The sequence below is a fragment of the Alteromonas sp. CyTr2 genome (genome assembly GCF_947311905.1).
GTDB classification, from domain to species: domain Bacteria; phylum Pseudomonadota; class Gammaproteobacteria; order Enterobacterales; family Alteromonadaceae; genus Alteromonas; species Alteromonas macleodii.
In genome coordinates this window covers 73,672-86,201 of sequence record NZ_CAMZMZ010000017.1, presented here as the reverse complement: position 1 = coordinate 86,201, position 12,530 = coordinate 73,672, and the positions used below count along the sequence as shown (strand labels likewise).

The 12,530-nt window shown below is 45.3% G+C and carries 13 protein-coding genes; 3 read left to right on the top strand and 10 right to left on the bottom strand.

The annotated features are described in order from the left end of the window. Positions 1 to 86 precede the first annotated feature (86 nt). The 6 genes from QME20_RS10985 to QME20_RS10960 all read right to left on the bottom strand — a co-directional run bounded on the left by QME20_RS10985 (position 87) and on the right by QME20_RS10960 (position 4,404). The gene (locus tag QME20_RS10985; protein WP_014951429.1) at positions 87 to 266 is read right to left on the bottom strand and encodes a hypothetical protein; all 180 of its coding nucleotides are present in this window, start codon (positions 264 to 266) and stop codon (positions 87 to 89) included. 25 nt (positions 267 to 291) lie between these two features. After that, positions 292 to 753 carry a hypothetical protein gene (locus QME20_RS10980; RefSeq protein ID WP_061486861.1) on the bottom strand — a complete coding sequence of 154 codons (462 nt, stop codon included), beginning with the start codon at positions 751 to 753 and terminating at the stop codon, positions 292 to 294. 162 nt (positions 754 to 915) lie between these two features. Then, positions 916 to 1,506, bottom strand: a complete 591-nt coding sequence (locus tag QME20_RS10975; protein WP_014951427.1) for a VTT domain-containing protein — start codon at positions 1,504 to 1,506, stop codon at positions 916 to 918. A 24-nt stretch (positions 1,507 to 1,530) separates the two neighbouring features. Next, complete coding sequence (locus QME20_RS10970) at positions 1,531 to 2,823, bottom strand: amidohydrolase family protein (protein ID WP_014951426.1); 1,293 nt, start codon at positions 2,821 to 2,823, stop codon at positions 1,531 to 1,533. 149 nt (positions 2,824 to 2,972) lie between these two features. After that, on the bottom strand, positions 2,973 to 3,557 hold the full coding sequence (locus tag QME20_RS10965; RefSeq protein WP_014951425.1) for a DUF1285 domain-containing protein: 585 nt from the start codon (positions 3,555 to 3,557) through the stop codon (positions 2,973 to 2,975). Next, on the bottom strand, positions 3,544 to 4,404 hold the full coding sequence (locus QME20_RS10960) for a DUF3014 domain-containing protein (RefSeq protein ID WP_014977825.1): 861 nt from the start codon (positions 4,402 to 4,404) through the stop codon (positions 3,544 to 3,546). Before QME20_RS10960 ends, QME20_RS10965 begins: the two co-directional genes overlap by 14 nt. Positions 4,405 to 4,785: 381 nt before the next feature. Between QME20_RS10960 and QME20_RS10955 the strand changes: the two genes are divergently transcribed. Both QME20_RS10955 and QME20_RS10950 read left to right on the top strand, forming a co-directional pair. Then, positions 4,786 to 5,178, top strand: a complete 393-nt coding sequence (locus tag QME20_RS10955; protein WP_014951423.1) for a hypothetical protein — start codon at positions 4,786 to 4,788, stop codon at positions 5,176 to 5,178. 90 nt (positions 5,179 to 5,268) lie between these two features. After that, a complete protein-coding gene (locus QME20_RS10950) occupies positions 5,269 to 5,577 on the top strand; it encodes a DUF6482 family protein (RefSeq protein ID WP_281715927.1) in 309 nt (102 codons plus the stop codon). Positions 5,578 to 5,751: 174 nt separating this feature from the next. Here QME20_RS10950 and QME20_RS10945 read toward each other — a convergent pair whose 3' ends face one another. The 4 genes from QME20_RS10945 to QME20_RS10930 all read right to left on the bottom strand — a co-directional run bounded on the left by QME20_RS10945 (position 5,752) and on the right by QME20_RS10930 (position 11,228). Further along, complete coding sequence (locus tag QME20_RS10945) at positions 5,752 to 7,119, bottom strand: AarF/ABC1/UbiB kinase family protein (protein ID WP_281715926.1); 1,368 nt, start codon at positions 7,117 to 7,119, stop codon at positions 5,752 to 5,754. 375 nt (positions 7,120 to 7,494) lie between these two features. Then, the gene (locus QME20_RS10940; protein ID WP_281715925.1) at positions 7,495 to 7,914 is read right to left on the bottom strand and encodes a hypothetical protein; all 420 of its coding nucleotides are present in this window, start codon (positions 7,912 to 7,914) and stop codon (positions 7,495 to 7,497) included. Between the two features lie 277 nt (positions 7,915 to 8,191). Beyond that, the gene (locus tag QME20_RS10935) at positions 8,192 to 8,776 is read right to left on the bottom strand and encodes a DUF6702 family protein (protein ID WP_281715924.1); all 585 of its coding nucleotides are present in this window, start codon (positions 8,774 to 8,776) and stop codon (positions 8,192 to 8,194) included. Beyond that, entirely contained in the window at positions 8,766 to 11,228 is a 2,463-nt protein-coding gene (locus QME20_RS10930) for a M1 family aminopeptidase (RefSeq protein ID WP_014980757.1), read from the bottom strand. The genes QME20_RS10935 and QME20_RS10930 overlap by 11 nt, the downstream gene beginning before the upstream one ends. Positions 11,229 to 11,421: 193 nt before the next feature. On the opposite strand from QME20_RS10930, the gene proB reads away from it, so the two are divergent. Continuing rightward, positions 11,422 to 12,522 carry a glutamate 5-kinase gene (proB, locus tag QME20_RS10925; protein ID WP_281715923.1) on the top strand — a complete coding sequence of 367 codons (1,101 nt, stop codon included), beginning with the start codon at positions 11,422 to 11,424 and terminating at the stop codon, positions 12,520 to 12,522. Positions 12,523 to 12,530: the final 8 nt, after the last annotated feature.

The window sequence follows — 12,530 nt, the reverse complement described above, 5'->3', positions numbered from 1 at the left end:
TACATGAGCCGTATACGAGGCCCGTATGTACGGTTCTGTGAGAGGGATGAGGCGGTGACGCCTCACCCTACTCGATGTTACTGTTTCTATTCGCGGCCGCTAGCAGCCTGCAATAAAAGTTGCTTCAAAACCTGCTTGCTTCGCGAACAGGTACAGTGAATATCTGTCATGTGTAGCACTTCACCATTAAGCATTTTTTGAAGTACAGAAGCTCTAACGTTTAATGAGACAAAGCCGTCTTCGCTTGAAATTTGTTTCGACGCCATAACTATCTCCTTTTATCTAAAGTATTTAATGCACTGCCACAGAAGCGAGTCGTTTGCTTGCTTGGGGGACATAGGTTTGCTCAAGGGTATGCTGAATGGCCGCGATTAGCCTGCATATAGAAGGATTGGTGGCATGCAGGGGTAATATGGCAATAAGCTGTTGCTGACATTCTTGTAAAATAGCGTGAGATTCTCGCTTCCTATGTTCTTCGGCAAGCAGAGATGATAAGTACATTCCCATAGTGGAAAAAGCGAGTACGTCTTCTTGAACTACACTGACTTTCTGCAAAGAGGTAGGCTGAAGCGCATTAAGGATAACCTTTGCGGCCTCAAAGGTCTGGTAACCTAATTCTCTCGCATAATCCAATTTACCCTGTTGATGAGCCTGTTGCGTCTGCGCTTGCATAGCATAGCGATGCTGTCGCGCGTTTGAAGGGTTTAGCTGTAGCCACTTTTTGTAAACTGGGCATAGCCGCTGAACATTCATATAAGCACCTCCTGTTTTTTATTACATTAGTGCAAATAAGAATCATTATCAAATGTAAAGTTCAAAAAATCTATTGGGTTGATTTGATATTTACGTTGTCGTGAACCAACGGCATCGTTTGTCTCGCCTATTAAGTGCTTTGAGTCACTAGTACAGGCAAGCTTATTGGCTGATTAAATTTGAAAGCCACCATAAAAGAAGCACTGCAACTGTGATAGCAATAACCGCTTTCATTTTGTAGCGCTTAATGAGCTGCTCAGCTTTGTCTCCTGCGTAATAGACCACGGCTGCGAGTCCGAAATAGCGAATTGAACGTGCAATAACAGTAGCTAAAAGAAAAAGCGGAAGTGAGTATTGGGTTGCACCTGCTGCAAGCATCGCAACCTGAAAAGGGATAGGGGCAATACCTAAGGTCATTACGAACCAAAAACCTTGGTTTTGCATCTGCTGTTTAACATTATCAAATTGTTCCTGGCTGAAAAAAGTATCTATAAGCCACTGACCAACCATATCGAAAAGATAATAGCCAAGAGCATAGCCGAAGACTGCGCCAATCACGCAGCCTATGGTGGCCATCAATGCAATTTGCCAAAGCGACTCTCGTCTTGCTTGCATTAGTGGCACCATTACGGCTTCTAGTGGTATGGGAACAATGGTTGATTCTAAAAATGAGGCAAGAGTGATGCCCTTTAACATATGCTTAGAATCGACAAGTTTTTTGGTTTTGTGCTTAACCTTTTTACCTAGTTCCATGTAATCCCTACCACTTTATTTTCTCTACTGCTTGTAAACAACTCCGTCTTTCATCACAAAAGACACGCTTTCCATAAGCGATATATCGTCAAGCGGGTTGCCTTGAACCGCAACAATATCAGCCAACTTACCCTCTTCCAGCGTGCCAAGAATATCGCTGATACCTAGTAAATTCGCGCTATTCACGGTGGCACTTAGCAGCGCGTCGGCAGGCTTCATACCAGCTTCAACCATTAATGAAAACTCTTGCGCATTGTCGCCGTGGGCTGATACACCACTGTCTGTACCAAAAGCAATTTTTACGCCTGCTTTATGCGCTTGTTCAAACGTATTTTGGATAAGCGGGCCGATAGCGGCAGCTTTCGGGCGCACCAATTCCGGAAAGAAGCCATCAATTTTGGCTTTGTCTGCTACAAACTTTCCTGCCAGTATTGTTGGTACATAGTAGGTGCCGTGCTTCTTCATTAATTTGCGGATTTCGTCATCCATATAAGTGCCGTGTTCGATAGAATCTACACCGGCTTCAATAGCCCGCTTCATGCCTTCTTTCCCATGAGCATGCACTGCTACTGTCATACCGTAGTCTTTTGCCGTTTCAACAATTGCTTCTAGTTCATCGGTCATAAACTGCGGGTTTTGGCCGCTTTTGGCAACGCTTAATACACCGCCGGTTGCCGTAATTTTGATCAAGTCCGCGCCATCTTGGTAACGAGTTCTTACTGCTTCACGGGCTTCAGCTTCGCCATTAACCACACCTTGCTTAGGGCCTACGTCTGGGCGAAGTAAATGAGATAAGCCATTACTTGGATCGGCGTGTCCGCCTGTAGTAGCAATAGATTTAGCAACGGTATAAATACGCGGGCCTGTTGCATAGCCTTTACTAATAGCGTTCCTTAGCGCAACGGTTTCGTTGTAACCATCCCCTAAGTTGCGAACCGTGGTGAAGCCCGAATCTAACGTAATCTTAGCGTAGTTCGCTGCTCGTAATGCATAGTCGGCTTCATTTAGTGAAAAGCGCTCCAGATACGTTTGAGGCCCACCATGTTGAGAAGACAAATGAACATGCATGTCCATCAGACCAGGCATAACGGTTGACGTCTTCAAGTCGATGACAGTATCGCCTTCTTGGGCTTCAGCAAACCCCTTCTTTACTGCTTTGATCTTGTTGTCTTCAACAACAATAGTCACATTTTCCTGAAGAGAGTTTGATGTGCCAGTAAACACTTTTCCTGCATGAATCAGCGTGTCGGCTACAGTGGAAAAGGGCGATGAGAGTAAGGCACTGGCAACAGCCAGCGTAATCAGAGGCTTTTTCATGATATAGGTCTTCTTGTTGATTGTTTTATAGACTATATCGAATGTAATGCAGTCAGAGGTATAACGCAAAACAAAGCGCTGTTAACGGTGCTTTATTGAAGATGAATTACGTTTTGATATGTTCGAAGAGACAGAAGCAACAAAGTAGGCTAGTTGCTTACTTCACCTAAAATAAAGATGATGCCGTTTGACTGAATACTAAATTGCGTGCCGGCTTCATCCGGTTTTTCATCAGCTTGTTCAAGCAGTTGATAATAGGCATTTTGATGTAGTCTTGCCCACAAGTTTCTGCGAACGCATAGGTAGGGAATGGGCGTTGCCTCTGGATCTTGTATGGCTTTAGGCGGAACGCGAAGTTCGAGCTGATCAGCACGCTCTAACCTTACGATGTCGCCTGTTTGTGTGGTAAACACATAGGTGTTATCACTCGCTGATTCACCCTCTTCCCTATGCCATTGAGTTACAAGAAAAGGTGTGTCTTCAACGGTAATGCCTACTTTCTCTACGGGAGTAACTAAGAAGTACTTGTCACCTTCCCGCTTTAACACCGAAGCAAAAAGCTGAACCAAGCTTGCGCGCCCAATAGGACTGCCTTCATAAAACCATCTTCCATCAAGCGCTATAGTTAGATTAATGTCACCGCAAAAATCGGGGTTCCATTGTTCAACAGGAGGTAAAGGGCGCGCTTTTGACGACGTGCCCTTAAGCTGCTGCTGAAATCTAGTTAGATCCACGCTCTTCAACCAATACTTTCAGTTCGCGTAGCTTTGCCTTTATGCGACGCATGTTATCTGGGCCAGTACGAAGAAGTTGTTTCTGTGGCTCGTTTAAACTCTCTAGACGATCATCAGCATACTTGTAGGCGACCGAGTCGGTATAAACCTCTACAGGAACCGGCACTTCAGGTGTATCAAGAAGCTGATCAATCGCTTCTAGTAATACGCTGTTGAAGTCTTGGTCAGGGCTTCCAATTTCGGCGTACTTCGCCTGAATGTCGTCTTTATAAATACCGTATATGTTAAGCAGTGCTTCGTTATTGAATGACTCCAACATATCTACGTATGGTGTATAACGTTTATAGCTTGCAGCATCAATCCATTGCTTGCCTGCTTGAGAGTATACGCGGAAGTTCTGCTCAGGTGGCGTTAGTAACTGGTGATTAGGCGCCATTTCATCATTTGCTAGATTCGTAACCGACACCACAAAGCGTTGAATTAGACCTTCGTCAACCAGCATGCGGTTAACGGTTTCTTCGCTCGCAGACGAACTCTCAATAAGTGAAGCTTTCACCGCAGGATCGCTGGTATCCAGAGGTTCCGGTTCTGGTTCAACTGGCTCAGGAAGCGGCTCAACCTCGTCTTTTTCTTCAAGCTCTACTGTTGGGGCGGGCTGAGTAGGCTCAAATACTTCAGGCTCTTCTGGCGTAGTCACTTCAGGTTCAGTCACTTCGGGCTCAGGAGTAACTACAGGCTCAGGCTCATCGTCGCTGGGCCAAAACACAACAGCCAGAATAACAACAAGAAGGATGCCTACAATGATAAAGTGTGGGCCTAACGATTTCTTTTCCGACGATTCGCTCATAATGACTCCGCTACAAAACTATCCTTTTGGTAATACTACCAGAGATAACACCCAAATTTAGAAAATCAATCAAGAGAAATGTTCCCTTAGATTGTAAATTCCTTATTTTGAACACTTTTTAACGTAAAAAAGTCACTTTCCGATTTCTTTTTATACAAATTTAGTGGAAAACCCTCATTTTTTCTTCTCATTCACATTCGATATTATGTAAATGCAAAAATAATTTTAAAACAAATGTTTAACAAATTGGGTTTGTGTACTAATGTGTTGATTAGTCATTGAAAAGCAAATGCTAGCTCGTTGTTATCTATAATAATTAATGAATATTTCGAGCCTCACGACCCCGTTTCAACTTAAATGTGCCCTTATAGGATAATTAGCGTGAGTAAGTTTAGACAGTATCACCCTAAATTACACCGAGCAGTAAAACGCTACAGTGTTATGCAGCATCTAATCATGCTGGGAGTAATGCTTTATCTCCTTTTAAATATCAATAACTTGTCAACTAAGCATCAGATCATTGCTGTAGCGACTGTCATTGTTATGAGTATACAAAATGGCTTTATACTGTCCAAAGCGAAAGTCGCTTTAGCTGTTGAAGGCCCTAGGTTGCTGGTATTTCCATTACTATGGATTGCTTCTGGAATGGGAACGGCGGCGTTCCTATACAGTGCCTGCTCTCTTGCATCCTTACTGGTGTTGGCAAATGCAGTACGGTTTAAAAACCATCGACCTCCGCTAGATCTATCTAATGAACCTGAGCACCTTGCCTAACGTATATATTCTGCTTTTTAGCCCTAACTTCCATCATTAAATAAGAATATAGGGCGTGCAAGGTGCATACTTGGTTCATGAGGTAGAAAAATGCAGAAGTTCTATTTTCGAGATACTGAAGAGTCGCCAACCGCGATAGATTATCTGGAAGTTCAGTCGTATGAGATGAATGTTTACCTGGTTTATCTCACTATCGGCAGTCAAAGTGGCATGCTTTACGACAACAAAGATAAGCCCATGCGTTTTTTTAGTGCCGGCCACATTCGCGAAGCCTTCGCGCATTGTCATGTTCAGCAGGCGGTGATGAAGCACGATACGCCTTACGATGAAATGATTGGCAACCCGCCAAAAAGTAAAGAGCAGATGGCGTTACCGTTCAGCATGGATTTGCCTTACTAGACTGTTGTACGAGTGCTATAGGCTCTTGAAGTGGGTCCTATTTGAGTTCAGTAAGGTCGCAGCGCAACGTTTTCACAGTAAAACATGGCACAGCACCGCAAAACCGATTTAAACGATATATAAGCTGCGTAATAAGTAGTTTCTTACTCGCTTAACACACCAACGAAGTGCAGGTTATAGATTCAGCCATGTACCTGCAGCCTTTCGCATATCTACTTTAGCTTTCAATCGTTTAGCCAACAGAAATAAGCCACCTAGCTTCCTGTGTATAAACAGGGCATCTACTGGCGGCGCGTGCCAAAAATTGTGCTCCATAGTCAGCGCCATTCCCTTTTCGTGAAGCCTTGCAATAAGATCGCTTTGTCCAAAGTCATAAGCGCCCTCGCAGCGAATCGCTTCACACGCCTCCATACCAATGTTTATGACGGCGTCGACTTGCGTTTGAGAGTGGCTTTCGTCAATTAATCCTATGCGAAACGCGGCTTGCTGCATCATCGCTCTATCGTTGGCTGCGGCGCTGTTGAGTAACGCTTGATACTGGGCTGAAATGGCGTCAGGCACATCCCGTGTAGCACCAAAATCTAACAGAACGATTTCTTTTGTATCGGGTTTAAACTGGTAGTTGGCTAAGTTAGGGTCGCTCTGCAGCAGCTTAAAATGAAAAATTTCATTAAAAAATAAAGTCATTAGCGCCGTCATCACGGCATCTCGGACGTCCTGAGGCTCGTTTAATAGCGCATCTAAGTCTTGCGCCTCTATGAAATCCATCGCTAACACGGTACTGGTGGTAAGGGGAGCAAAGGTTTGCGGAATGACAAACGCATTATTTCCCTTGCTTTGGATGTCGGTGCTTTCAACCAACGCGCGATAACGGTTGAGCATGTCAGCTTCTCGCACATAATCAGCTTCTTGGTGAAGCTGTGCTTTAGCCTCTTGTAAAAGCGGGTTGATATCTAATGATTTGGGTACCAAGCCAGTGAGTTTTATAAGTGTAGCTACGTTGTCTACATCGCTATCTATGCTTTTTTTCACACCAGGATACTGCACTTTTACTGCTAACATCCGACCGTCCATCGTAATGACTTTATGCACCTGACCAATAGAGGCCGCAGCTATAGGGGCAAAGGAAAAGTAAAGTAAGTCATGCTGCCATTTTTCGCCCCAAGACTGATTCAACGTGGCAATTAACTGGTCTTTTGGCATCGGGTCAGCGTCGTCCCGTAATCGCCCTAAAATTACCGCAAGTTCTTCGGGGAGAAAATCTCCTGCATCCATTGAAATAAGCTGCCCGAGCTTCATAGCTGCACCGCGCATACTGGCAAGCTGATCTGCAATGTTTGAAATGTTTTTGGGCGTTAAGAGCAGCGAAGACAACGCGGGCTTCTCGCCCTTTAACAGTTGCCCTGCACCTTGTGATACTACGTTACCTGCAATTCTACCTGCCAATGAGCCCAAGCGGCCTATGCGCGATAAACGCGACGACGGTACCGCTCTACTAGAACGGGTTGGTGATTCAGCGGATTTATTGGGCTTCTCTGCCATAGGCTCACTCAGTTTTATTAAAGACGAAGGGGAACGTTTGGTTTGTTATTGGCTAAACATAACCTAAAAAAGTAACTAGAGTTTATAAATTATACTGTCGGACAAAACGTCTGGATCGGGTTTCCAGCTCAAAGTCATTGAGGATCTGTTGACCATTGCTGTACATCAAAGATCAACAGGACTTAATGTTTAGGAAGTGAGGTTGCCAACAGGGCGATCAACGGATAAGACTTCTGTTTAAACAGAAGTCTGATTTAAAAGCGCCGTTTAGATTGCCCATAATGTACTTAAAAGAAATGTGTACTTACCGTTCCTAGTCGCTCAGCGGTTTCTAACTAGGCAAGTTGTACAAGGCAATTGTATAAACACTGTGTGCTAGATTATCTGTGAAATAAATTGAATCACTAGTCCAACAACGCTTCCATAAGCAAACCCAGCCCAGCCACTTCTCGCTCTATAACGCCAAAGTGCTGCACCAAAAAAGCCACACCAAAGCATGGCAGAATAGGTGGAAACAAGGCCGCCGCCCATCCCTGTATCTGGCAAAAACAGCATGACGACAAAGGTTAGCGCCATTGCGCCACTTAACAGCACCCACATGATATTTTTCTTATCAGCAAACGCATTGTTTTGTTTGACGTTCTTTGCATCGGCATCTTGCATTTGCTGCGCATCTTCTGCTTGAACAGCGCACTGAGCTGCTTTGGATGCACGTAGTTTTCGTGCACTACGCTCACTTCTTGATTGGGGTTTCTTGACCTGTGAAGGCAACGGTGATGCAGCGCTATGGGTCATGATGTACCTCATTAACTGAATTTAGTAACTGTTTGTCCATAGTTAAGGTAGAGCATGCATGCCAAGATGACTATACGACTTCGGTCTCACACGACAATTAGAAAACGTGTTTTAGATATTTGATTTTCCCTATTCGAATTAGAGGGGGCAAAAGCTGAGGTAGGCATCCATTATCTACAAGAACACCGTGAAGCACGTAAACAAAAAAGCCCACCCGCAATCACTGCCGTTTGACAAGGAATGCGGGTGGGCTTTCACAAACTTATACCGTTAGGTATTAGTGATGGTCGCTATTTTGGCCTTTGAAGCTTACTTCCAGCAAATTTACGCTATCAGCAAAGGTCAGGGTTTTGATATCACCCTTGCCTTCTACATTTAGCGTATTCACTTGTTTTGGCCACAAGTCACGCAATGCATCATGGCGAATTTTAATGCCTTCAAGTACAGGCGGCTCAGCAGTTTCCTGATAAACCCAAAAGTGTTTACCTTCAACTTCAAAACCTACATCAGCAAGCTCTAATGGCTCGCCTGCCGCATTTAAAATCGCAAAGTGGTGGGCGACGTAATCAGCGAATTGTTGCTGCGTTTCTATGTCGTCCATAATATCTGCGTGCTTGTCGAACAGCGCCTTAACCGCGTGTTCAGCGTCGTGCAAATTAAAGCGGTGCATCACCTCAATATTTTCTGTTCTAGGATTGAACAGTACCGTGGTAATCGCTGCTTTTATTTGATGCGCTTGGGCTGCAGTGCTGTACGACATTGCGCTAACTAATAGCGTAGCCGTAATTGCGAATGCACTTACGCTTGCAAGCAGAGCATGCGCGCTCTGCTGCAAGCGAGCCAAAGACAACTTATTCGTCATCTTTGTCCTCGTCGTCGGTTTTCAGTTCGGTCTTTGAGTCGTGCATAAGGTCGCGGTACTCGTAAGTGTTACGCGGCTTATTCTTATACGCTTCAATACGCGAAGGAATGATACGGCGCGGGTAGTGGTTATTTTCCACATCTACGTCTGCGGTTTCCCAGTGCGGATCAACGGTTACGCTTACCAGCTCTTTGTCTTTGTCGGTAACAATAAGCTTGCTTACGGCTTTAGGTGTACGACGCCAGATTTCCGCAGGAATACGCATTTCTTCTTTCGTGCCGTCTTCAAACGTTAGTTCAAGAATGATTGGCATCACCAACCCACCCTTGTTGCTGAAATCTAGCACGTAGTAGTTTTTGTCTTCTTTCACCGCACGCTCAAACGCTTTACGCTCCCAAGGCTCAAGATCTTTCAAGAATTTCTTGTACTTGTTACGCTCTTTGTTAGTTACGGTGTAACGATCGTTTTCGTCGTAGAAGTCACTGATATCTTCAAAGCGATCTACCCAAAGCTTTTTGCCTTCTTCTTTATTACGAAGGTCGGTAAGTGACTTCGGTTTTTCCATTTCTGCTTCGCGCTCGCGAGCAAAATCGATATCTGGATCTTCAGTGTCTAAACGAAGCTTGTATACGCTGTCTAGGCTAATATCTACATGGTCTGTGGTGTAAAACCAACCACGCCAGAACCAGTCTAGGTCAACGCCTGACGCCTCTTCCATAGTGCGGAAGAAATCTGATGGTGTAGGACGTTTAAACATCCAACGCTGCGCGTACTCTTTAAACGCGAAATCAAACAGCTCACGGCCAAGAATAGTTTCGCGAAGAATGTTAAGCGCTACTGCAGGCTTGGTATAGGCATTTGGGCCAAGGCGAAGTACTGAGTCAGACTGGGTCATAATTGGCACCTGCGTCTGAGACTTCATGTAGCCAGTGATATCACGTGGCTCAACGCCCCAAGGGATCGTAGGATCCCACTCGCGACCGGCAACGCCGTCTAGGAAGCTGTTCAGACCTTCATCCATCCATGTCCACTGGCGCTCGTCAGAGTTAACTGTCATAGGGAAATAGATATGACCTACTTCGTGAATAACCACGCCAATAAGGAAACGTTTCTCAGCAAGCGAGTACGTGCGTGAACCATCGTCACGAAGCTCTGTACGCGGGCCGTTGAAGGTGATCATGGGGTATTCCATGCCGCCAACTGGACCATTTACTGATTGGGCTACTGGGTATGGGTAATCGAAGCTAAAGCGGCTATAAACATCCATGGTGTGGATGATTGATTCTGTAGAATACTTCTGCCATAGCTCGCCACCTTCTTTCGGGTAGAAAGACATGGCCATTACCAATGGTTGAGTGTCACCGCCTTGCTGATAACCACGCGCATCCCACGCAAATTTACGCGAAGAGGCCCATGCAAAGTCACGTACGTTTTCTGCCTTAAAGGTCCAGGTTTTAAGCTTAGTCGTGCCTTCTTTTTCGTTCTCAATTGCTTCTTCTGGTGAAACAATGAATACGATACGGTCAGCTTTTTCTGCCTTTTTCAGACGGTCGCGCTGTGTTTTAGTTAACACGTCTTTCGGGTTTTGAAGCACACCCGTTGACGATACGATGTGGTCAGCCGGAACCGTAATATCTACTTCGTAGTTACCGAACTCTAGCGTGAACTCGCCACGGCCAATAAACTCTTTATTGGTCCATGCTTCGTAGTCTGTGTAAGCCGCTAGACGAGGGAACCACTGTGCTAGCAAGAAGATGTCGTTACCACCTTCACGTTCGTCATCTGGGAAGTGCTCGTAACCTGCACGTGCTGAAACAGCGTCTTCTTCTACAATGTTAAACGCAAAATCAATATCGAACGTAACTTTGCTGCCTGGCTTCAACGGTTGAGCCAAGTCAACACGCATTAAGGTGCCAACTACTGTGTGACGTAAGTCATTGCCCGCTTTGTCTTCAACACGAGAAATGGTATAGCCCAGCTCGTTGTCGTCAACAAACTGCTGACGGCGCAATGCACCCATGCTTAGCTTAGCTGGCGCATCGCCGCTAGCAGCTTGCGTACCCGGCCCGCGGTTACCGATACCGCCAAACGTGGTAGTAAGCGCAGACATTGAATCGTCGCGGAATTTGTTTTGGTCAAGCTGGATCCACAAGTACTTAAGCGTATCTGGCGCGTTGTTGTGGTAAGTAATGGTTTCGCTTGCTTCAATGCGGCGTTTGTCTTCAAGTAGCTTTACGTCAATATCGTAATCTACTTGTTGTTGCCAATATTGGTGGCCTGGCTCACCAGCGGCGTTACGGTATACGTTTGGAGTAGGGAGAACTTCGTCCAGCTGACGGAATTTATCTTCGAAATCGCCTTTAGTTTGTTTAATAGCGGCGGTACTAGGAAGAGAAATCAGCATAGACAACACTGGCGCTAGCCAGAAAAAGTGTCGTTTTGCGGTGCTCATGCAGGTTCCTTGCAACTTGTAAGTTAGAATTGTTATAAGATAACACCGCCTAGTATATAAGTATGCCGGTCACAATCCAATTTTTTGACCGTAAACTAACCATGTTTTAACGCAAAAAAACTGTAACAGATCGTTTTGTTTCGCGCTTTAACTGTCGTATTCTTAAGCTCTTGTTTTCTTTTTTCTTCCCCCTATGAACCGTTTTAATTGGCAACGTGCCGTTATAAAAGTTGGCAGTGCGCTTATTGCTCCTGAAGGCAATGAGTGTAGTGGGCGTTATTTACTGTCTCTTGCTCGATTTATTACTGCTAGTCGCGAAGCTGGCAAAGAGATTATTCTTGTCTCTTCTGGCAGTGTTGCCGCGGGCCGCAGCAAAGTGAAGGTTCGTCACAACGCATCTATTGCAGAAAAACAAGCCATGGCTGCGATTGGCCAGAATTTAATGATGGCCAACTGGCAGCGCTTTTTCGACTTTCCCTGTGCACAAGTATTGTTAACGGCGGATGATCTGCGCGATAGAACCCGCTACGTAAATATCAAAAATACCTTGCGCGAAATTTTGAATCACAATGCGTTACCTATTGTGAATGAAAACGACACCGTAGCTGTCAACGAACTCAAAGTGGGTGATAACGATAACTTGGGTGCTTACACCGCTCTGGTCGCCCAAGCAGACACCCTCATTATCTGCTCAGATATCGACGGTTTATTTACCGCAGACCCAAGAAAAGACGCCAGCGCCACACTCATTCCACAGGTAGATAAAATAGACAGCACTATTTACGGCCTTGCCGGCGGCGCTGGAACTGCGGTAGGAACTGGCGGCATGCGCACAAAAATTGAAGCGGCAGACAAGTGCACCAGTAGCGGTATTCAAACTCTTATTGTAAACGGGCGAAAAGGCGAAACCTTCGATGCATTGCTTGAAGGTAAAGTGCCAGGAACCCTATTCAATGCTAGTAGCACTCCCGCCAGCGCGCGCAGACTGTGGCTTACCCATACTCTAAAAACCGCTGGCAGAATAGAAGTTGATAGCGGTGCGAAAGAGGCGTTAGTGCGAAAAGGCGCGTCATTACTGCCATCGGGTATTGTTGATGTCGCCGGTTTGTTTGAACAAGGCGACGCTGTTGAAGTGGTGTGCCAAGGCGAAGTTATTGCCAAGGGGCTTTGCTTATATAACGCAAAAGACTTAACGCTTATAAAAGGGAAAAAGTCGAAAGAAATTGCCAGTGTGTTAGGTTATGAAACAACGGATGTTGCCATTCACCGTGACGATATGGTGCTTTACTCATAGCGCTACCC

Coding starts and splice junctions, on each gene's coding strand:
- QME20_RS10985 (WP_014951429.1), bottom strand. CDS start 266: ATGGCGTCGAAACAAATTTCAAGCGAAGACGGCTTTGTCTCATTAAAC.
- QME20_RS10980 (WP_061486861.1), bottom strand. CDS start 753: ATGAATGTTCAGCGGCTATGCCCAGTTTACAAAAAGTGGCTACAGCTA.
- QME20_RS10975 (WP_014951427.1), bottom strand. CDS start 1,506: ATGGAACTAGGTAAAAAGGTTAAGCACAAAACCAAAAAACTTGTCGAT.
- QME20_RS10970 (WP_014951426.1), bottom strand. CDS start 2,823: ATGAAAAAGCCTCTGATTACGCTGGCTGTTGCCAGTGCCTTACTCTCA.
- QME20_RS10960 (WP_014977825.1), bottom strand. CDS start 4,404: ATGAGCGAATCGTCGGAAAAGAAATCGTTAGGCCCACACTTTATCATT.
- QME20_RS10950 (WP_281715927.1), top strand. CDS start 5,269: ATGCAGAAGTTCTATTTTCGAGATACTGAAGAGTCGCCAACCGCGATA.
- QME20_RS10945 (WP_281715926.1), bottom strand. CDS start 7,119: ATGGCAGAGAAGCCCAATAAATCCGCTGAATCACCAACCCGTTCTAGT.
- QME20_RS10940 (WP_281715925.1), bottom strand. CDS start 7,914: ATGACCCATAGCGCTGCATCACCGTTGCCTTCACAGGTCAAGAAACCC.
- QME20_RS10935 (WP_281715924.1), bottom strand. CDS start 8,776: ATGACGAATAAGTTGTCTTTGGCTCGCTTGCAGCAGAGCGCGCATGCT.
- QME20_RS10930 (WP_014980757.1), bottom strand. CDS start 11,228: ATGAGCACCGCAAAACGACACTTTTTCTGGCTAGCGCCAGTGTTGTCT.
- proB (WP_281715923.1), top strand. CDS start 11,422: ATGAACCGTTTTAATTGGCAACGTGCCGTTATAAAAGTTGGCAGTGCG.